The sequence below is a fragment of the Brevibacillus sp. MCWH genome (assembly GCF_013096935.1).
Classification (GTDB): domain Bacteria; phylum Bacillota; class Bacilli; order Brevibacillales; family Brevibacillaceae; genus Brevibacillus; species Brevibacillus aydinogluensis.
In genome coordinates this window covers 1-20,064 of sequence record NZ_SDLF01000006.1, presented here as the reverse complement: position 1 = coordinate 20,064, position 20,064 = coordinate 1, and the positions used below count along the sequence as shown (strand labels likewise).

The window sequence follows — 20,064 nt, the reverse complement described above, 5'->3', positions numbered from 1 at the left end:
TTTTTCCATGGCATAGAAAAACGGGCGCAGGTGAATCTAAGAAGGAAGTGGATTCAGCCGAAACAAGAAAGGATGATGCTTCATGCTTCGTGACTTTTCTTGGAAATATTTCGCTTCGACCGGTGACATCCATGCTTACCTTCTCTACAGAGAACACCTTCAAACGACTGCCGACGAGGAGGACACGTTTGAATTCGCCCAAAAGGAGCCGGGTGAAACACACGCATGCTTGTAAAGTGGGAAGGCATTGTCATCCGCAGCGTGGACTATGGCGAGTCCAGCAAAGTGGTGACGTTGTTTACGCGGGAGCACGGCAAAGTGGGCATCATGGCCCGCGGCGCGAAAAAGCCGAAAAGCCGCCTGGGGGCCGTCTCCCAACTGTTTACCCATGGATACTATCTGTGCAAGGCAGGGCCTGGAAGCGGCATGCCTGACCTGTCCCAGGGAGAGATCGTGGAGTCGTTTCGGGACTTGCGGCAAAACCTGGCTGCCACGGCTTATGCCGCGTACATAGCGGAGCTGTTGGACCGGTTGACGGATGAACGGGAAGCCAATCCTTTTTTGTTTCACATGGTATTGCTGCTGTTTCGATATCTGGATGAAGGCAGGGATGCGGAAATTCTCTGCCGGATCTTCGAGACAAAAATGCTGCGGGTGGCGGGCATTGCCCCGCACCTGTCGGGATGTGCCAGCTGCGGGGCGGAGCGGGAGCCATATGCGATCAGCGTGTCGCAGGGAGGACTCATCTGTCCCGTCTGCCTTCCGCAGGACCCGTATGCAATCGCCGTCACCCCGTCGGTCTGGAAGCTGCTTCGCCTGTTTCAGGTGTTTGATCTGGAGCGGCTGGGCGAGATTGAAGTGAAACCTGCGACGCGCAGCCAGCTCAAACACGTGCTGCGCAGCTTTTTGGACCAACATCTCGATTTGCGGCTGAAAAGTCGGGCGTTTCTGGATCAGATCGAAAACATCGGCTTGTAGCCGGCCGGAATGTCATGTGGATCTGCATTGACATCCGTTTTGCTTTTCGCTATGATAAGTACCAAATGTGATATCGACCGTTGCTGTGAAGGAAAGGAGTAGTCGACCGCTGGCTGATCGAGAAGGCGTCGCGTCTTCTCACGTAGCGAACCGGGGAGGGTGGAAGCCTGGTAGTCATGTCGATGAACGGCGTTCCGGAGCAAGGTGAACAGCAAAAGCGGACGATGAGGCCGGTATGCCGATTCGTCAAGTAGGGTGGAACCGCGGGATAACCTCTCGTCCCTACACTGTGGAAGACACGGTGTAGGCGGCGGGAGGTTTTTTGCTGAATCAGGGGGGAGCGGCTTTTTTTAAGCTGCGGCCTGATTCGGCAGACCAGCGTCCTTTCCAACAGGGGCCATGGCACACGGGCGCTTTCACGCCTGATCGTGCTGTGCAGGCTTCGCTTGGAGTTTTTGTTACCTTCAGGAGGTGGAACGAACCATGAAAAAGACCTTTCAAGACATCATCTTGACGCTGCAAAACTTTTGGGCAAAACAAAATTGCTTGATTGTGCAGCCGTACGACGTGGAAAAAGGGGCCGGCACGCTCAACCCGATGACGTTTCTCCGCGCGATCGGGCCGGAGCCGTGGAATGTGGCTTACGTGGAGCCGTCCCGCCGGCCTGCCGACGGCCGTTACGGGGAAAACCCCAACCGCTTGTACCAGCACCATCAGTTCCAAGTGATCATGAAACCGTCGCCGGACAACATTCAGGACATCTACCTGGACAGTCTGCGCGAACTGGGCATTGAACCGCTGGAACACGACATCCGCTTTGTCGAGGACAACTGGGAGCACCCGGGGCTTGGCGCCTGGGGCCTGGGCTGGGAAGTGTGGCTGGACGGCATGGAAATCACCCAGTTCACCTATTTCCAACAGGTGGGCGGACTGGAATGCAAGCCGGTGGCGGTGGAGATCACCTACGGCTTGGAGCGCCTCGCGTCCTACATCCAGGAAAAGGAAAATGTCTTCGAGCTGGAGTGGGTCAACGGCTACACCTATGGCGACGTCTTCCTGCAGCCGGAGTACGAGCATTCCAAATACACGTTTGAGCTGTCCGACGTGGACATGCTGTTCAATCTGTACAACACCTACGAGGCGGAAGCAAAGCGCCTGATGAAAGAGCGGCTGGTGTTTCCGGCCTATGACTACGTGCTAAAGTGCTCCCACACGTTCAACCTGCTGGATGCGCGGGGGGCGATCAGCGTGACGGAGAGGACCGGCTACATCGCCCGCGTCCGCAACCTGTCCCGCGAAGTGGCTCACACCTATCTGGCAGAGCGCGAACGGCTCGGCTTCCCCTTGCTGAAAAAAGGACAATCGAGCGAGGAGGCGGCTGCGCACAACAGCGCGTCCAGCCGTGAGGAAGGAGTGAACGCAGATGAGTAAGCGCGACTTGTTGCTGGAGATCGGTACGGAAGAAATGCCGGCCCGCTTCGTCGCCGGAGCGGCCGCGCAGTTGAAGGAAAAGGTGGAAAAATGGCTGGCGGCGGAACGCCTTCCCTACGACGCGGTCTTTTCCTACGAGACACCGCGCCGCTTTGCCGTTCTGGTGAGCGGAGTGGCGGAGAAACAGCCGGACCGCAACGACGAAGCGAAAGGACCGGCCCGCAAAATCGCCATGGACGAGTCCGGCAACTGGACCAAGGCGGCGCAGGGTTTTGCCCGCAGCAACGGCGTAGACGTCGATCGGCTCTACTTCAAGGACGTGAACGGCGTCGAGTACGTGTTTGCCCGCAAGTCGGAAGCCGGGAAAGCAACCAAGGAACTGCTGCCCGCACTGGCTGATGTGATCGCCGGCATGACGTTCCCGAAAAACATGCGCTGGGGCGCGTATGAGCTGAAGTACGTGCGCCCGATCCGCTGGCTGGTGGCCCTCTTCGGTGAAGACGTGATCGAGATGGAGATCGCCGGTGTTAAATCGGGACGCGTGACGCGCGGCCACCGCTTCCTCGGCAGTCAGGACGTGGCGCTGACCCATCCGGGCGAGTACGCGGCCAAGCTGTCGGAACAGCACGTCATCGTCGACCCGGACGAACGGCGCCGTTCCATCCTTGAGCAGATTCACCGATTGGAGCGGGAAAACGGCTGGCGCGTGCCGATGGATGAAGGCCTGCTGGACGAAGTGGTTCATCTGGTCGAGTATCCGACGGCGCTGTACGGCACGTTTGACGAAGCATTTCTCTCCATTCCGCGCGAGGTGCTGGTCACCTCGATGCGCGAGCACCAGCGCTACTTCCCGGTAGAGGATGGGGCTGGCAACCTGCTCAACCACTTTATCACAGTCCGCAACGGCGACAGCCGCGCGCTGGACAACGTGGCCAAAGGAAACGAAAAAGTGCTGCGCGCTCGCCTGTCCGACGCCCGCTTCTTCTATGAGGAGGATCAAAAGCTGTCGATCGACAGCTGCCTGAAGCGGCTGGAGACGATCGTCTTCCACGAAGAACTGGGGACGATCGGCGACAAGGTGCGCCGGATTCGCGATCTGGCAGGCCGTATCGCCGGTCAGCTGGAGCTGGGCAATGCGGAGGCCGCCCGCGTGGACCGCATCGCGGAGATTGCCAAGTTTGACCTGGTGACCAACATGGTGGGCGAATTTCCCGAACTGCAGGGCATCATGGGCGAGGATTACGCCCGCAAGGCAGGTGAAAGCGACGAGGTGGCGCGAGGTGTCTTCGAACACTACCTGCCCCGTTTTGCCGGCGACCAACTGCCGCAGTCTGCCGAAGGTGCAGCTGTCAGCATCGCGGACAAGCTGGACACGATCGTCGGCTGCTTCTCCATCGGCATCGTCCCCACCGGCTCGCAGGACCCGTACGGACTGCGCCGGATGGCGGCGGGAATCGTGGCAATCCTGCTCGATCGCGGCTGGAATATGCCGCTGGACCGCTTGTGGGATGCCGCATTGGACATCTATGCCGCTCAGGGCGTAACCAAGCGCGGCCGGGATGAGGTGAAGAAAGACCTGGCTGATTTCTTCGCGCTGCGACTGAAAAATGCGCTGCAGGAAGACCAGATTCGTTACGATGTAATCGACGCCGTGCTGTCGGCGGACATCGCGCTGGTGCCGGACGTGCTGGCCAAAGCGAAAGCGCTGATGGCAGCGGTACAATCGGACGACTTCAAGCTGACCGTGGAACAGTTCAACCGGGCCGGCAATCTGGCACAAAAAGCGGAGGGGGACGCGATCGACGAAGCCGTCTTCACCGAGGACGCAGAACGCACCCTGTACAAGGCGTATCTGTCCGTGCGTGAGCAGGTGACGGGCCTCGACGATCAGGCTCAGGTGCTGGCGACACTGTCCCAGCTGCGCGAGCCCATCCAATCGTTCTTCGACGCCGTCATGGTCATGGCTGACGATCAAGCCGTCCGCCGCAACCGACTGGCGCTCCTGCTCAACATCTCCCGCCTGATTGGCGCATATGCCGATTTTTCCAAACTGGTTTTTGCCTGATGACTGGCTGCACACGCCTCCGCCTGCCCGGCGGGGGCGAGCTTTTTTCCCGCGGAAAGAAGGAAAATCTGTGCGAATAGAGTAATACTAGGGATAGGTACCAGACATGAACCGGGGGGATTGGTCATCGAGCTTACCAAACGCCAAGAGCAGATCTTACAGATCGTTAAGGATGAAGGACCGATTACCGGCGAACAGATCGCAGAGCGGCTCAACCTGACCAGGGCCACGCTGCGTCCCGACCTGTCAATCCTTACGATGTCCGGTTATTTAGAAGCCAGACCTCGTGTCGGTTATTTTTATGCAGGCAGACCTGCCGGCTCGGTCATAAGTGAACGGCTTCACAAGCTTCTCGTCAATGACTACAAGGCGATGCCCATCGTTGTTTCCGAATCGGCTTCCGCCTACGACGCGATCGTCACACTGTTTCTGGAAGACGTAGGCACGCTGTTCGTCGTCAACCAGAAAGGCTATCTGGCTGGTGTTCTCTCCCGCAAGGACCTGCTGCGCGCTTCGCTCGGCAACAAATCGCTGGAAGACGTGCCGGTCGGGATCATCATGACCCGCATGCCGAACATTGTTACCTGTCAGCCGGAGGACACCCTGTATTCGGCCGCCAAAAAGTTGATCGACTTTCAGATCGACTCGCTGCCCGTTGTCCGTCCCGCCGAGGGAGAGGACAGCCGAAATTACGAGCTGGTGGGCAGGGTGACGAAGACGACGATCGCCAAGGCGTTTGTGGAATTGGGCAGCGAATCGAAAGTCTAGGAGGAGAAGCGATACACATGGTTCAACAAGCACAGCTCATCTATGTCGTCTCTGATTCCATAGGCGAAACCGCCGAGCTGGTCGTCCGTGCAGCGGCCAGCCAGTTCGACCGTTTCGCGATCGACGTGTACAAGTACCCCTATATAGAAGACAAGGAATCCATCGACGAAATCATCGCTTCGGCCAAGGAATCGAAAGCGATGATCGTTTTTACGTTGGTGGTGCCCGAACTGAAGGCGTACATTTTGGAACAGGCCGCCTTGCACGCCATTCCTATCGTCGATGTAATGGGGCCGCTGATGAACTCCCTGCAGGTGATGCTCAACGAGCCGCCGATTGGCAAACCGGGTCTGGTTCGCCGCCTGGACGAGGAGTATTTTCGCAAGGTGGACGCCATTGAGTTTGCCGTCAAGTACGACGACGGCCGTGACCCGCGCGGACTTTTGCGCGCTGACGTGGTGCTGATCGGCGTTTCCCGCACGTCGAAGACGCCGCTCTCGATGTACCTGGCCAACAAACGGCTGAAGGTGGCCAACGTACCGCTCGTGCCGGAAGTGGAACCGCCGGAGGAACTGTTCCAACTCCCGCCGGAGCGCTGTGTCGGGCTGACGATCAACCCCGAGCAGCTGAACAGCATCCGCACCGAGCGCCTGAAAGCCTTGGGCCTGACCGCACAGGCCAACTACGCCAATCTGGAACGGATCAACGAAGAACTGGCGTATTCGGAGCGGATCATGAAGCGGATTGGCTGCCCGGTGATTGACGTCTCCAACAAGGCTGTGGAGGAGACGGCCAACATCATCCTGGAAATCATTCGCAAAAACAAGCTGCGTGGCGAAAAGAAGTAGAAGAAAAAAAGGGTTTTGGCGTTTCTTGTAGAAGAATAGATAGCCGTCCTTCCTTTTTGAATGCGGCTGCGCGGCGTTTATTGTCTGCGGAAATGTGGAAAAGTAGAAAAGAGTGCATTTCCCAGCAGGAAAATGACGAATTTTGACGAACTAAATATCCTCATTGTGCGATTCTCTAAAAAGGTGGAAAGACATGGCTGGTCCCTATTCAGCTGATTTTGTGAACCGAGTCCGTGCCGCTGTGGATATCGTGGACGTGGTGGGAGAATACGTTCAGCTCCGGAAAAGTGGGCGGTCGTTCGTCGGTCTGTGTCCGTTCCACTCGGAAAAGACACCCTCCTTCAACGTCAACGCGGAGCGACAGTTTTTTCATTGCTTTGGCTGTGGGGCAGGCGGAGATGTCTTTTCCTTTTTAATGAAGATGGAGCAGTTGACCTTCCCCGAAGCGCTGCACAAGCTGGCGGAACGCGCAGGGATTGAACTGCCCATGACGCACGCCAAGGAGGATGACGATCCGCCGGAGAATCGGGCCAAGCAGGCGATGCTTTCGGCCCACCAATTGGTCGGCAAACTGTACCATTACGTCCTGACGGAAACGCCCTACGGAAAGGAAGCGATGACCTATCTGTCGAAGCGCGGCCTTTCGCCGCAGACCATTGCGGATTTTCAGATCGGATTCGCGCCCGATTCGTGGGATTTCGTCACGCAGTTTCTGCAAAAGCGCGGCTTTTCCCTGGACCAGATGGTGGAAGCGGGGCTCTTGGTCAAGAGTGAAACAGGCAACATCTTTGACCGCTTTCGCGGACGGATCATGTTCCCCATCCACGATTCGCAGGGAAACATCATCGGTTTTGGCGGCCGGCTGCTGGAAACCGCTTCTGCATCCAGGCAGCAGGCCAAACAGCCCAAGTACCTAAACAGCCCGGAAAGTCCGCTGTTCAACAAGAGCGCCAACTTGTTCAATCTGCACCGGGCCCGTCCTTTCATGCGAAAGCGAAAGCAGGCGCTGCTGTTTGAGGGCTACGTCGATGTCGTCTCGGCATGGCAGGCCGGTTTTCACCAGGGCATTGCCACACTGGGGACCGCACTGACCGAGCAGCAGGCGCGGATCATCCGCCGCAACGTGGAACAGGTCGTCCTCTGCTACGATGGAGACGCTGCCGGCCAGGAGGCGACGGCCAAGGCGATTCACATCCTGCAGGAGGCCGGACTGATCGTGCGGGTGGCACCGCTGCCGCAGGGAACAGACCCCGACGATTACATCCGCCAGCACGGCCCGGAGGCGTTTTCGCAGCAGGTGCTGCTGCAGGCGATGCCGGTGACCGCGTTTCGCTTGAAACATTTGCGCGCCAGCCACGTAATACAGGATGAGACAGACCAGGCGCGGTTCATCGAAAAGGCGCTTGCCATCGTCATCGAACTGAACAGCCCGGTAGAGCGGGACTTGTATTTGCGGCAGTTGGCGGAAGAATACTCAATCTCGCTTGACACGCTCAAGTGGGAGGCCCGTCGGCTGTACAAACAGCAAAAAAATAACAGCCACAGGGATAAAGTATCGCCAGCATGGAATAATAGTATAAATAATGGAAAAGTTACGCGCGCAAAAACACTGCCGCCCGCTTACCATACGGCCGAGCGCATGCTGCTGTACTACATGATGCGAAACCGGCACATTGCAGAACGCGTCCAGACAGAGTGCAATGCCTCTTTTCAGGTGGATGAACACGACGCGCTGGCTGCCTATCTGTACGCTTACTTCGCAGAAGGACATCCGGAAGACCCTGGACAGTTTATCCATTACCTGCAAGATGAATCGTTAAAGCAATTAGCCTCGGGATTGGCGATGATGGAGTGTAAAGAAGAGGTATCTGATCAAGAGATCGGGGACTACATCAAGCAAGTGAATCACTACCCGAAGCGCGCCGAGCTGGAGCGACTGCGGGAAGAACAACGCAGCCTGCACCTCCAAGCCTCCTCCGCAGACAGCGAGGAAGCGCGCAGAGAACTGGAAATTCAAGCAGCCGTCATAGGGATGAAGATTCTTGAATTGGAAAATGCTTTAAAGGAAGGGTAGCATCCGATCATTCCCGGGGAAGGAGGGATAGTAGATGAACAAACAAAACATCACGTCAGACTTGGAAGCAGCGTCCATTGAACAAGTGAAGGAACAGTTGGTCGAGTTGGGTAAAAAACGCGGTGCGCTGTCATACAAGGAAATCATGGAACGCCTCTCCGGATTTGAGCAGGACTCGGACCAAATGGATGAGTTCTTTGAATATCTGAGCGATCAGGGAATCGAGCTGAACAACGACAGCGATGACGACGACGATGTGGACGATTTGATCATGAAAGACGAGGACACCGAAGAGTTCGACTTCGACGATCTCTCCGTACCACCCGGAATTAAGATCAACGACCCTGTACGCATGTATCTGAAGGAAATCGGTCGTGTTCCTCTGCTTTCCGCCGAAGAGGAGATCAAACTGGCACAGCGAATCGAGCAGGGGGATGAGGAGGCCAAGCGGCGTCTGGCGGAAGCCAACCTGCGCCTGGTGGTATCCATCGCCAAGCGTTACGTCGGTCGCGGCATGTTGTTCCTCGACCTGATCCAGGAAGGTAACATGGGCTTGATCAAAGCCGTTGAGAAATTCGACTACCGCAAGGGATACAAGTTCAGCACCTACGCGACCTGGTGGATTCGCCAAGCCATCACCCGCGCCATTGCCGACCAGGCGCGCACGATCCGCATTCCGGTTCACATGGTGGAGACCATCAACAAGCTGATTCGCGTATCCCGCCAACTGCTGCAGGAACTGGGACGAGAGCCGCTGCCGGAAGAGATCGCGGAAAAAATGGATCTGACGCCGGAAAAAGTGCGGGAGATCATGAAGATCGCACAAGAACCGGTGTCGCTGGAAACGCCGATCGGCGAGGAAGACGACTCCCATCTGGGCGACTTTATCGAAGACCAGGATGCGCTGGAACCGTCTGACGCAGCCGCTTACGAACTCTTGAAAGAGCAATTGGAAGACGTGCTGGATACGCTGACCGATCGCGAAGAAAACGTGCTTCGTCTGCGTTTTGGCTTGGATGACGGTCGCACCCGCACGCTGGAAGAAGTAGGAAAGGTGTTTGGCGTGACCCGTGAGCGGATTCGCCAGATCGAAGCGAAAGCCCTGCGCAAACTTCGCCATCCGAGCCGCAGCAAACGCTTAAAAGATTTCCTCGAATAACCGATATAGGTAGTAAGTGGCCTACGTGAAGCCGGCGTAGGCTTTTCTTTTTCCAACGGGCAAACGATACGCGCCCACGGCTGCTGCAGTTTGCCCTCCACCATAGTACCTGTCGTGAGGAGGGGCTCGCGTTGGACGATCGGCGCAAACGCATCATCATCGCCGAGATCGAAAACTGGCGGCGCAACAACCTGCTGCCTGAACATTACTGCATCTTCTTGTTGAATCTGTACACCGAAGGAGATTGTCCGCCAACTCCTGCTGCCGTTGGCAAAGAAGGAGAGAAGGGAACAGGATCTGCTTCGGCGTCTGCGGGAGGGACGAAAACAACGCGGCCGTACGTGTCCGGGAGCAACCATCCCGTATCGGGGAAGATGATCCTGGCCTGGCTGTTGGGCGCCTGCCTGCTTGCAGGAATGATCTTACTTGCTTTCCATTTTAACCGTTTCACCCCCTTAATGCAAATTGCCATCTTTACCTTTTTTGTGGTTCTCTTCTATATACTGGCATTCATTTTCCGCCGGTCTGCCACACCTTTGCCCCATCTGTTGCTGGGGCTGTCGTCCCTGTTGCTGATTTTCGGCGGGGTCTACATCCTGAATCAGTGGGAAGGGTCACTTTCGCTCCTGCTCGCGTACCTCGCCGTCGTCTGTCTGCTGTGGTGCGCCAGCGCGTTTCTGTTCGGTTATGAGTATCTGCTGTACTGCGGGCTGATCGGACTTAGCCTGGTGTATGGAGTGGCCACGCTTGAGCGGGTGGGGACAGGGTATGCCTGGTGGCGGGCGGAACTGTACTGGGTGCCGATTGCCTGCCTGATGACCGGGTTCGGATTTTTGCTGCACGGCCGTCATCCGAAGTGGGCAGGCGTTCTCGCCGTCTGCGGCATGATCATCTGGTTTGGCGCGGAGATTCAGTCCCTCTACATCCCACAGGCTCGGCAGGACGTCATCCAGCTCCTGCTGTTTGTCAAAGTATTCGCAAGTTCCGTGCTGTTTTTTCTGACGCGGTCCTACTGGTTTCAGTGGCTCAGACTGTAGAGCCTGCTTGGCCGGTGGACAAAAAAGGTGTACGATTGGGCTACATGCAACGTGCGAGGTGAAGTGTGTGGATACCAAATGGCGGGTATTGCTATTCATCGTGTTGGCCGCTGTGTTCTTCGGCGTCGAGACGTTTGCCAAAGTGGTCAACGTTCCGACCTATAATATTGGATACATTCTGGGCATTCTCTCGTTCATGGCGGGAATTGTTATCGGGGCGCGCAGGCGGTGAGCGCGCTTTTTTTGTTTTCTCGATCAATACTTTTCAGAAAAAACATACACATCCGACAGTTTGCTGATGTATAATGGAGATACCATCTGAACAAACGCTCAGTCAGAATGGGTGACATCTTGATGATCGAGTAAAAATCGCTTGCAAGGAGGCGGACAACCATGCACTTTGACCTGACGGAAGAACAGCGGATGCTAAAAAGCATGATCCGTTCGTTCGCCGATGAAGTAGTGGCACCGGGAGCGGATGAGCGGGATCGCACCAAGACGTTTCCCGTTGAGATTTTCAAGCAGCTGGCCGAGCTGAATCTGCTCGGGCTGCCGCTTCCAGAGGAGTACGGCGGTGCGGGGGCGGATACGGTCAGCTTTGCCATTGTCGTCGAAGAACTGAGCCGTGCGTGCGGTTCGACCGGGATCACCTATTCGGCCCACATCTCGCTGGGCGGGGCGCCGCTCGCCCTGTTTGGCACGGAAGCGCAAAAGCAGAAGTACCTGACGAAAATCTGCTCCGGCGAGAGCTTGGGCGCCTTTGGCCTGACGGAGCCGAACGCCGGTTCGGACGCGGGCGGCACGAAAACGACTGCCGTGCGGGACGGCGACGGGTGGCTGATCAACGGGTCGAAGTGCTTCATTACCAATGCCTCGTACGCCCAATTTGTCGCGCTGACGGCCGTCACAGACAAAGAAAAAGGCTCGCGGGGTATCACCGCGTTTATTGTACCGACGGGTTCGCCCGGCTTCACGGTGCTGGCCAACTACGAAAAACTGGGTCTGCATAGCTCCAACACGACGGAGCTGATTTTGGAAAACGTTCGCGTGCCGGACGAAAACATCCTCGGCAAGCAGGGCGAGGGCTTCAAGCAGTTCCTGATCACGCTGGACGGCGGGCGCATCGGGATCGGCGCGATGGCTGTCGGTATCGCCCAGGCGGCGTACGACAAGGCGTTGGAGTACGCCCGGCAGCGGACGGCATTCGGTCAGTCCATTTCCAAGTTCCAAGCCATCCAGCACAAGCTGGCGGACATGGCGATGCAGATCGAATTGGCCCGCAATATGGTGTACAAGGCTGCCTGGCTGAAAGACAGCGGCCGAAAGTTCACCAAGGAAGCGGCGATGGCAAAGCTGTACGCGTCGGAAGTGGCGATGGCCGTCACCCATCAGGCAATCCAGATCCACGGCGGCTACGGGTATATGCGGGAATACCAGGTGGAGCGTTTCTTCCGCGACGCCCGTCTGCTGGAAATCGGCGAAGGCACTTCGGAAATCCTGCGAAATGTGATCGCCCGAGAAATCGGCTGTTAATGGAGTGGCGAACGTGTTCCCTGCCTTGTCAAAAGGCGGGGTTTTTTCGTGCTTTTTTGCATTGGGCAATCTTGGAGAAATAGGGTAGAATAAAGGACATGGAAGGTGAAGAACAGGTATGACATCATCATTAATCATTTCCAAGCGGCTTGAGACGATTGCCCGCTATTGTCCGCAGGGAGCCCGCGTTGCCGACATCGGTTCGGACCACGCGTTACTGGCTTCTTATTTGCTTGTGCGGGGCATCGCTTCGTTCGTGATCGCCGGAGAGCTGAACGAAGGTCCGTATCAAGCGGCTCTCCGGCAAATCCAGACGCTGGCGTTGCGGGACCGTGCGTCGGTGCGCAAGGGTGACGGGCTGTCGGTCCTTCGCCCGGGCGAAGTGGACGCAGTCTGCATCGCCGGCATGGGCGGTCAATTGATTGTCTCGATACTCACAGCCGGGACTGACAAGCTGGAGGGAGTCCAGCGCCTGATCCTGCAGCCCAATGTGGGAGAAGAACTCGTCCGCCGCTGGCTGCTGGAAAACGGTTGGCAGCTGGTGGCGGAATCCATTTTGGAAGAAGACGGCATCATCTACGAAATCCTTGTGGCGGAGCGGGGCGAGCCGGTCAAGCCGTACGAAGGGAAGGAGCGCAGCCGGGACGAACTGCTGCGCATCGGTCCGTTCCTGTGGGAGGAAAAGTCGCCGATCCTCCTGAAAAAGTGGCAGCAGGAGCGGGACAAGTGGCAGCGGGTGCTGTCCCAACTGCAGCGGTCGCGCAAGCCGGAGGCGGCGGAACGGACCCGGCAGATCGAAGCAGAACTGGAATGGTTAGACGAGGTGATCGCATGTTTGCACACGGACAAACCGTAATCCAATACGTGGAGCAGTTGGCCCCCAAAGCGCTGGCGCTGGAAGGGGACAAGATTGGCCTGCACGTCGGGACGTTGAACAAGCAGGTAAAAAAAGTGATGGTGGCCCTTGACGTGCTGGAGGAGGTCGTCGACGAAGCCATCTCCGAAAAAGTGGATCTGATCGTTGCCCACCACGCGGTGATTTACCGGCCGCTCAAGCACTTGCGCACGGATCTGGCCGCCGGGCGGGTCTTTGAAAAACTCTTGAAACACGACATCGCCGTCTATACGGCACACACCAACCTGGACGCTGCCGCCGGCGGATTGAACGACTGGCTGGCCGAAGCGATCGGTCTGAGCGATGTGGAGGTGCTGGACGTCAGCTATCAGGAGCCGTTGAAAAAGCTGGTCGTCTACGTCCCGCTTTCCCATCGGGACGCGGTGTTTCAAGCCGTATCCGTGGCAGGAGCCGGTTGGGTCGGCAACTACAGTCACTGTTCGTTTCAGGTGGAAGGAACGGGAACGTTTTTGCCTCGGGAGGGAACCAATCCCCACATCGGCCAGCAGGGTACGCTGGAGCGGGTGGAAGAAGTCCGGCTGGAGACAGTAATGCCGGCTTCCCGTCAGGCCGCCGTGATCAAGGCGATGCTGGCCGCCCATCCGTACGAAGAGGTTGCCTACGACGTAATTCCGCTGGAGGCGTCCGGCACCCGGTTGGGTATTGGCCGAATCGGCAAGCTGACGCAGCCCGTGACACTGCGTGAGCTGGCGGAGCAGATCAAGGAGCGTTTCTCGCTTACCGGCGTTCGTGTCGTCGGCGATCTGGACGCCCCTGTGCGCAAAGTGGCCGTGGTTGGCGGGGATGGCAGCTCGTTTGTGTCCAAAGCCATTTTTCGCGGAGCCGACGTGTTCGTGACGGGCGATATCGGCTATCATACTGCTCACGACGCGCAGGCGGAGGGGCTGTTTATCATCGACGCCGGCCACAACATTGAAAAAATCATGAAAGAGAAGCTGGCTTCCTATCTGGCGGAAAAATTAAAAGCAAACGGCTACCAGACGGAAGTATTTCCTTCCTCCGTACACACGGATCCGTTCCAATTTGTATAGGCAGGCCGCGCGCGCCCGCCGACAGGCGGAAAGCCGGCTGTTTGACCGCAGGCGGAGCGCCGATACGGCTTGCGGAAGGTGCGTGTGAGTAAAACGATAGGGGGATTTTTGTGCGAAAAACTATCCAAATCATGGCGTGCGGGCTGCTCGCCTCGGTGCTGTTTGCCCCAGTGACCGCCCGTGCCAGCGAAGTCCCGTACGAGGACATTGGGAAGCACTGGGCCAAAGCAGCGATTGTTCGCGGGGTGAAGGCCGGCCTGTTTGCGGCAGGCGCCGGCATTGACCGCTTCTATCCGGAACGGGAGATGAGCCGGGCCGAGTTTCTCGCTTTGATGGATCGGTTGTACGAACTGGGACAGCTTCATCTGTACCCGCTCACCTTTTTGTCCGAACACGAGGCGTACGGCTTTGGAGAAGGGTTTGACGAGCCGTATCTGCCATACGCGGATGTGGACCGGCTGACCTGGATGTACGATCCGATCCTGCGCGTCTCTGTTTTGCTGGAGCGCCTGTACGGCCCCGGGGCGATTCAACAGGTGTTTCCCGGCAAGGAACTGCATCCCAACCAGCCTATCACCCGCGAGGAAGCGGCCAAACTGCTGCAGATGTACACGATGGGCACAGACGGGGAGCAGGCCTGGCAGAATATTTCCAAAACTGGTTGGATGGACGGTCGGCCGGAGCAGAAGCTGAAGCGGGGTGAGGCTGCCGTCGTGGCCGACCGGCTGCTCGCCTCCATGCAGGGGGACTTGCTGCTGCCGTTGCTTGATTACAACGGCCAAAAGTTTCCTGCGATTCCGGAGATTCAGGAACTGTTTCCGATGTTCGCGGCTTACACCAATCAGCTGACCAAGGACGAAGAGACATTTGTCCAAGCGGTGGAAGCGATCCGCAACCACGAAGACAGCGAGGAGACGTTTGCAGACCTGGAGCGTCTGGCCGGGTCCACGTTTGACAACCAGGTCGGTGTGCACTACTACCTGAGCTGGAATTCGGGGACCACGCTTGCGGACAATCTGGACCAGGCATTTTTGGCCATCGACGCGTATTTCGCCGACAAGATCATTCTGCCCGACACGCTTCGCCTGCTCTGTGCCAACGTCTACGACATCGCGGTGCAAATGGGGGCAGAAGACCCTGCGGTGTACGGGCAGATCCTGGAGCGTCTGGGCAGCTACGAACCGAAAGTGCGGCAAGGTTCCGAAGAATGGCAATCGCTGGCCGTTTACCTGGCCGCGTTGGAAGTGAAAAGCGGCAAAACGGAAGCAGCCCTGGCCCGCTACCGCTCGTTTGCCGACAAAAAGACGGAGGCACTGCTCAACGCGGTGTACTATCTGGTGGAAACCAACCGACTGGATGAAGCGGAGAAGTTGCTGGCCAGTCCGGACATCTCCGATGCGGCAGACGCAGTCCAGCAGTTGGCGCAGCTGCTGTCCCAGGAGTTGGCTGTGCTGCGGCAGCAGCCTTCGCTGATTACGGACCTTGCGCATACATTCAAACGGATGGACAACAAGGACGGCTACATCGCTCGCGGGGAGGCCGTTCTGCGCGGCTTTTTGTTGAAGTACACACAGGAAGTGGACCAACGCGAACGGATCGGCCACACGTCCGGTATCTTCCAGTCCCCGCAGCAGCTCGTGCTGGACAAGTGGGAGAGCTATACGGACCTCCGTAAGAAACTGCATTACGAACGAGACGTTGAACGCGGAGTTTGGGAAAAAAGCAGCATTGGCGAGGCTGATTTCCTCTACGAATGGGTACCCGAACTCAGCGTCGCGGAACGGGCGAAACTCCTGCACGCCCGCTATTTCAAGCAGTCACTCGGCCGTTACGACGTCATCACCGAGTGGATTCCCGGGCCCGCTTTGGTGGAGCAGGTGAAGAACCGCTCGTTTAAGGCCGGCAAGGTGAAGCAGATCCCGGTGTTTATGAACAAGTACTACATCGACCGCGACACGGATTTGCTGGTGCAGCGGGTCTGGCGCTATGAAGAGATTTACGATACCGAGGAGTACGTGGCTTTTGCGGGCAAGGAAACGTATTCCTTCCCCTATGAGGTGCATGTGCGCATTCCGGACGAAGCGGTGAAGGGGGCGACACGATGAAGCGCTTGATCATGGGCCTGCTCGCCGCAGTTCTGACGGCCGTTTCCGTCCCCGTGCAGGCGGAGGAACAGCCGTTTGCGGTGACAGCAGAAGTATTTCAATATGTACTGGACAATCATTTGACCAAGCCCACTGCCAAGCAGTTGGTACAGGGAGCGCTCAGTCACGTCAGCGAGGAGGCAGGCAAACAAGCCCACCTGACGCTGAAACCTTCGGAGGATGACGACACGCTGCCGGAGATGGTGCAGCGGTTGGCGGAATGGCAGCGTACCGCACGACTGGATCAATCGCTGCTGAACCGCTGGGCGATTGACGGGATGCTTGCCACGCTGGACGACCCGCACACGATGTATTTCACCCGGGACGAGTTACGGGTGTTTGCGGCGGACGTCGAAAACCAGTTTGTCGGCTTTGGTTTCCGTCTGCGGATGCTGGATGGACTGCTGGTGATCCGTGACATCGTGCCGGGATCGCCGGCTGCCGCTTCCGAACTGCGGAAAGGAGATCAATTGCTGGCAGTAGACGGCAAGTCCCTCAAGGGCAAAAGTTTTGAGGAAGCATTCGCCTTGCTGCAAGGAGAAGAAGACAGCGAAGCCGTTTTGACCATCTACCGCCCTTCGGAAAAACGGGAAAAACAGGTCCGCCTGAAACGGGCTGCCGTGACGATGCCCGAGGTGGAAGGAGACCTGTTTGAAGGCAGCGCGATTGGCTACGTCAGCCTGTCCACCTTCGGATCGGCAGCGGCCGTACAGCTTCGTGACAAGCTGGAGCAGCTTTCCCGCGTTCGCCCCTTGAAAGGGCTGATCCTGGATTTGCGCGACAACAGCGGCGGTTACCTGTCCACTGCTCGTGACGTGGCCAGCTTGTTCATGGAAGAAGGTCTGTTGATGTACACGACCAACCGCAACGGCGTGGAAGTAGAGACCTGGGTTCGCAACGGCCGAAACGTCGGGTATCCTGTCCGCATACTCGTCAATGAAGGGACTGCCTCTGCATCCGAACTGGTGGCGGGGGCCCTGCGCGAACACGGCATTGCCGTGCTGGTGGGCAGCAAAACCTACGGGAAAGGCAGCGCACAACAGATCATTCCGCTGTCCAACGGGGATGCGCTGAAGCTGACGCTGCACGAGTACTTTACTCCCAAGCACACCGTGGTCAATCACGTCGGTCTGGAGCCGGACCTTGCGGTGGAGGACTACGCGGCACAGGTTGTGGAAGCCCTGCGATCGCTTCATGTACAGACGTATCGCCTGACGGAAGAAAACGGCGACACGGTGATAAACGGCATCGCGTTTCCTGCGGTCGATCCCTTGTTCAAACGGGAAAACGGCCAGTGGCTGGTGAGGACGGCCGTTCTCTCCACGCTGCTCGGCGAGGCCGCTGTCGGGGAGCAGGAGTACGTGCCGATCGCTCCGTACCTGCAGCGGCACCAAACGCTTAAACTGCAACAAATCAACGACGAGCCGGTGCTCGTCTACACGGCGCCAATACCGGCCGCGTCCCGATGAATTTGAAGCCCCTGCCTTCTTCGGCAGGGCTTTTCCTTTTTGTATAGAGCACATGAAAAGACAAACACTAACATGTGCGACAACTACTAACGGACAAGGAAGACAGACGGATGAAAAAAGTTCTCCTCTTCCTCATCGACTCCATGATGTCGGATGTGCTGGAGCGATGCGTGGCGATGGGGAAAGCGCCCGGTTTGCAGTTTTTCATGGAGCGGGGGCAGTACATTTCGGACTGCGTGACCGTGTTTCCGACCATGACCGCTTCCGTCGACTGTTCGCTTATCACGGGTGTATACCCCGATCAGCACAAGGTGCCGGGACTGGTCTGGTACGATCCCGAGACGAACGAGATGATCAACTACATAAACGGAACCGCTTCGGTTGGAAAACTCGGCTTTGAACACTGCGCAAAAAACGTGCTGTTCGACTTGAACGAACGCCACCTCAGTCGGGACGTAAAGACGATACACGAGGTGCTGGAGGAAAACGGGCTTGTCTCTGGCTCGATCAACGTGATTGCCCACCGCGGGCACAAACGCCACAAGGTGCACATGCCGCCCGTGCTGGATGCCGTTACCCGCTTCAACCTGCGCGAAAAAGCTAGCGGCCCCACGATCATGAGCCTGGGCACGCTGGTCCGCCCTGCCCTGTTTCGCCCGATTGTGTGGAATTGGGCCCAGTCTGCCGCCAAGGGGTACGGCATCAACGATACGTACGCCATTGACGTCCTGATCGAAGTGATCAACAGCGGCCAACAGCCGGATTTTACCCTGATCTATCTCCCGGAGAACGACCACAAGCTGCACGTCTCGCCGCATGAGGCGGTTGAGCACCTGGCCGAAGTGGATGAGCAGTTGGTGCGTTTTTTGGACAGCTACAGTTCCTGGGAACAGGTGCTGGAGCGTAACGTCTGCATCTTTATCAGCGATCACGGCCAGACGCTGATCGGTGAAAGCGACGAGCACAACATCGACCTGGAAGCGATGCTTGCCGGCTTTTCCATTCACCGGTTGGGGACGGACGTGACCGATGAGTATGACGTCGTCATCTGCAACAACGAGCGGATGACGTACCTCTATCCGCTGAAGGAAGAGAATCTGCTTCCCTTGAGCGCTGCCGTTTCGCAAGACCCGCGGATTGATTTGATCGCCTGGCGGGAAGGGGAGCGCGTGGTGGTGCGGCGCGGCGGGTCCGACCGATTTCTGCAGTTTTGGAAGGGCGGGCCGCTTCGCGATCCGTACGGCAACGAATGGGGGATGGAAGGAGATAGCGGTGTGCTGGAAGTGGAACAGGAGGGGCGGGACATCTGTTTCGGGACGTATCCGGATGCGTTTTCCCGCCTGTACGGTTCCTTGTTTTCGCAGCGGGGGCCAGTACTTGTGCTGACGGCGGCCGAGGGTTTTGAATTCTTGTCAGAAGCGTCGCCGACGCACCTGGGCGGCGGCAGTCACGGTTCCCTGCACAAGCAGGACTCCCTGATCCCGCTTTTGGTGGCGGGAGCGTCCCGGCCGTTTCCGGTCCCCGCCCGGTTGGTCGACGTAAAGGACTTCATTTTGCAGGAACTTGGGGTTGCAGTTCGAGATCGGCGATGATTGGGAGGTGATCGGACCATTTTACGGGCGCAACGTCGTAGTGTATGATTCGCCAATGGCTGGATGCAAACAGATAGTCAATGCGGCGGCGAAAAGTCGGCAGCGTCGCGAGGCGGTCCTGTCCGGTGGCAAGTGCGCAGTCAGTAAGCATCGGGGCAAACGAGACGTTAACAGCGTTGAAATCCCCCATCAGCAGCAGGGGAGTGTTCATTTTCGCGGCCTTGTCCGTGAGCAGCTTTATCTGCGCCAGTCGGCTTGCTTGATTGAGGCTGCAGTGGGTCACCCAGCACGATATGTGGATGCCAGCGCAGGAGAGGGTTGCTTGCAGGGCGCAGCGTTTCTCCTTTTTGGCCGGCAAATCCAACCGTCCGACATGCTCGACGGGCAAACGCGTCAACAAGGCGTTTCCGTAATGGCCGTCCGCGATGGTGATTGACGGGGCAAAGGCGAATTCGTACTCCAGCGCGTCCGCCAGATAGGCAGCTTGAAAGCCGTATTTGCCGTTCTGATGGACTTCCTGCAGGCCGATCACGTCTGCCTGCATTTCGCGCAGCGTCGCAGCCATTTCGTTCAGCCGTTTGCGCCAAAACAAGTCCCGTCCGCTGTGAATGTTATAACTGACGACCCGTATCATGTCTGTTCTCCTTTTCTTTGTAATGGACATCTCTGCTTGTAGTATGGTCATATTGCCCAATTGTTTGTCTTTGTCGAACCTCGAAAAATGCGACCCAACTTACTTAGAATTTCCTGTTGCATTTATTTTTAGCCTATGCTATATTAAAAAGCGTCGCTTGAAGCGTAAAGGAAGAAACTACTTGCGACATGATGTTCCTTGAAAACCGGATAGAATCAGCCTGTACAATCGCTGTTGATGCAGCAGCCAGTAATTTTTAACTCAACTTTATTGGAGAGTTTGATCCTGGCTCAGGACGAACGCTGGCGGCGTGCCTAATACATGCAAGTCGAGCGGACCTGTATGGAGCTTGCTCCAGACAGGTTAGCGGCGGACGGGTGAGTAA

Annotated in this window: 17 protein-coding genes and 1 rRNA gene; 17 read left to right on the top strand and 1 reads right to left on the bottom strand. The window is 57.3% G+C overall.

Annotated features, from left to right (window positions below):
• The first annotated feature begins 82 nt into the window (after window positions 1-82).
• The 16 genes from ETC00_RS07170 (at window position 83) to ETC00_RS07095 (ending at window position 19,045) form a co-directional block, all read left to right on the top strand.
• Complete coding sequence (locus ETC00_RS07170) at window positions 83-235, top strand: YqzL family protein (protein ID WP_171565312.1); 153 nt, start codon at window positions 83-85, stop codon at window positions 233-235.
• The gene (gene recO, locus ETC00_RS07165; protein ID WP_171565311.1) at window positions 226-978 is read left to right on the top strand and encodes a DNA repair protein RecO; all 753 of its coding nucleotides are present in this window, start codon (window positions 226-228) and stop codon (window positions 976-978) included. The genes ETC00_RS07170 and recO overlap by 10 nt, the downstream gene beginning before the upstream one ends.
• Window positions 979-1,461: 483 nt before the next feature.
• Window positions 1,462-2,409, top strand: a complete 948-nt coding sequence (gene glyQ, locus ETC00_RS07160; RefSeq protein ID WP_171565310.1) for a glycine--tRNA ligase subunit alpha — start codon at window positions 1,462-1,464, stop codon at window positions 2,407-2,409.
• The gene (glyS, locus tag ETC00_RS07155) at window positions 2,402-4,474 is read left to right on the top strand and encodes a glycine--tRNA ligase subunit beta (protein ID WP_171565309.1); all 2,073 of its coding nucleotides are present in this window, start codon (window positions 2,402-2,404) and stop codon (window positions 4,472-4,474) included. The genes glyQ and glyS overlap by 8 nt, the downstream gene beginning before the upstream one ends.
• A gap of 120 nt (window positions 4,475-4,594) precedes the next feature.
• Window positions 4,595-5,242, top strand: a complete 648-nt coding sequence (ccpN, locus tag ETC00_RS07150; protein WP_029097288.1) for a transcriptional regulator CcpN — start codon at window positions 4,595-4,597, stop codon at window positions 5,240-5,242.
• Window positions 5,243-5,259: 17 nt separating this feature from the next.
• Window positions 5,260-6,090: a pyruvate, water dikinase regulatory protein gene (locus tag ETC00_RS07145; RefSeq protein WP_216369345.1), complete on the top strand. Its 831-nt coding sequence runs from the start codon at window positions 5,260-5,262 to the stop codon at window positions 6,088-6,090.
• 193 nt (window positions 6,091-6,283) lie between these two features.
• Window positions 6,284-8,164, top strand: a complete 1,881-nt coding sequence (dnaG, locus tag ETC00_RS07140) for a DNA primase (RefSeq protein ID WP_171565308.1) — start codon at window positions 6,284-6,286, stop codon at window positions 8,162-8,164.
• 34 nt (window positions 8,165-8,198) lie between these two features.
• Window positions 8,199-9,323, top strand: a complete 1,125-nt coding sequence (rpoD, locus tag ETC00_RS07135; RefSeq protein WP_171565307.1) for an RNA polymerase sigma factor RpoD — start codon at window positions 8,199-8,201, stop codon at window positions 9,321-9,323.
• A 131-nt stretch (window positions 9,324-9,454) separates the two neighbouring features.
• Window positions 9,455-10,360, top strand: a complete 906-nt coding sequence (locus ETC00_RS07130; protein ID WP_171565306.1) for a hypothetical protein — start codon at window positions 9,455-9,457, stop codon at window positions 10,358-10,360.
• A 67-nt stretch (window positions 10,361-10,427) separates the two neighbouring features.
• On the top strand, window positions 10,428-10,592 hold the full coding sequence (locus ETC00_RS07125) for a hypothetical protein (protein WP_171565305.1): 165 nt from the start codon (window positions 10,428-10,430) through the stop codon (window positions 10,590-10,592).
• 161 nt (window positions 10,593-10,753) lie between these two features.
• A complete protein-coding gene (locus ETC00_RS07120; protein WP_171565304.1) occupies window positions 10,754-11,893 on the top strand; it encodes an acyl-CoA dehydrogenase in 1,140 nt (379 codons plus the stop codon).
• A 118-nt stretch (window positions 11,894-12,011) separates the two neighbouring features.
• The gene (locus ETC00_RS07115) at window positions 12,012-12,749 is read left to right on the top strand and encodes a tRNA (adenine(22)-N(1))-methyltransferase (protein WP_171565303.1); all 738 of its coding nucleotides are present in this window, start codon (window positions 12,012-12,014) and stop codon (window positions 12,747-12,749) included.
• The gene (locus tag ETC00_RS07110) at window positions 12,725-13,840 is read left to right on the top strand and encodes a Nif3-like dinuclear metal center hexameric protein (protein WP_171565302.1); all 1,116 of its coding nucleotides are present in this window, start codon (window positions 12,725-12,727) and stop codon (window positions 13,838-13,840) included. Before ETC00_RS07115 ends, ETC00_RS07110 begins: the two co-directional genes overlap by 25 nt.
• 110 nt (window positions 13,841-13,950) lie before the next feature.
• Window positions 13,951-15,945, top strand: a complete 1,995-nt coding sequence (locus ETC00_RS07105) for an S-layer homology domain-containing protein (protein ID WP_171565301.1) — start codon at window positions 13,951-13,953, stop codon at window positions 15,943-15,945.
• On the top strand, window positions 15,942-17,453 hold the full coding sequence (locus ETC00_RS07100) for a S41 family peptidase (RefSeq protein WP_171565300.1): 1,512 nt from the start codon (window positions 15,942-15,944) through the stop codon (window positions 17,451-17,453). The genes ETC00_RS07105 and ETC00_RS07100 overlap by 4 nt, the downstream gene beginning before the upstream one ends.
• A 110-nt stretch (window positions 17,454-17,563) precedes the next feature.
• Window positions 17,564-19,045, top strand: coding sequence for an alkaline phosphatase family protein (locus ETC00_RS07095; RefSeq protein WP_171565299.1), 1,482 nt, complete (start codon window positions 17,564-17,566; stop codon window positions 19,043-19,045).
• Here the strand turns inward: ETC00_RS07095 and ETC00_RS07090 are convergent.
• Window positions 19,002-19,679, bottom strand: a complete 678-nt coding sequence (locus tag ETC00_RS07090) for an endonuclease/exonuclease/phosphatase family protein (protein WP_216369343.1) — start codon at window positions 19,677-19,679, stop codon at window positions 19,002-19,004. The two genes, ETC00_RS07095 and ETC00_RS07090, sit on opposite strands and share 44 nt — an antisense overlap.
• A gap of 267 nt (window positions 19,680-19,946) precedes the next feature.
• Between ETC00_RS07090 and ETC00_RS07085 the strand changes: the two genes are divergently transcribed.
• Window positions 19,947-20,064 (top strand): 16S ribosomal RNA (locus ETC00_RS07085); the annotation flags it as partial.

Coding starts and splice junctions, on each gene's coding strand:
- ETC00_RS07170 (WP_171565312.1), top strand. CDS start 83: ATGCTTCGTGACTTTTCTTGGAAATATTTCGCTTCGACCGGTGACATC.
- recO (WP_171565311.1), top strand. CDS start 226: ATGCTTGTAAAGTGGGAAGGCATTGTCATCCGCAGCGTGGACTATGGC.
- glyQ (WP_171565310.1), top strand. CDS start 1,462: ATGAAAAAGACCTTTCAAGACATCATCTTGACGCTGCAAAACTTTTGG.
- glyS (WP_171565309.1), top strand. CDS start 2,402: ATGAGTAAGCGCGACTTGTTGCTGGAGATCGGTACGGAAGAAATGCCG.
- ETC00_RS07145 (WP_216369345.1), top strand. CDS start 5,260: ATGGTTCAACAAGCACAGCTCATCTATGTCGTCTCTGATTCCATAGGC.
- dnaG (WP_171565308.1), top strand. CDS start 6,284: ATGGCTGGTCCCTATTCAGCTGATTTTGTGAACCGAGTCCGTGCCGCT.
- rpoD (WP_171565307.1), top strand. CDS start 8,199: ATGAACAAACAAAACATCACGTCAGACTTGGAAGCAGCGTCCATTGAA.
- ETC00_RS07120 (WP_171565304.1), top strand. CDS start 10,754: ATGCACTTTGACCTGACGGAAGAACAGCGGATGCTAAAAAGCATGATC.
- ETC00_RS07115 (WP_171565303.1), top strand. CDS start 12,012: ATGACATCATCATTAATCATTTCCAAGCGGCTTGAGACGATTGCCCGC.
- ETC00_RS07110 (WP_171565302.1), top strand. CDS start 12,725: ATGTTTGCACACGGACAAACCGTAATCCAATACGTGGAGCAGTTGGCC.
- ETC00_RS07100 (WP_171565300.1), top strand. CDS start 15,942: ATGAAGCGCTTGATCATGGGCCTGCTCGCCGCAGTTCTGACGGCCGTT.
- ETC00_RS07095 (WP_171565299.1), top strand. CDS start 17,564: ATGAAAAAAGTTCTCCTCTTCCTCATCGACTCCATGATGTCGGATGTG.
- ETC00_RS07090 (WP_216369343.1), bottom strand. CDS start 19,679: ATGATACGGGTCGTCAGTTATAACATTCACAGCGGACGGGACTTGTTT.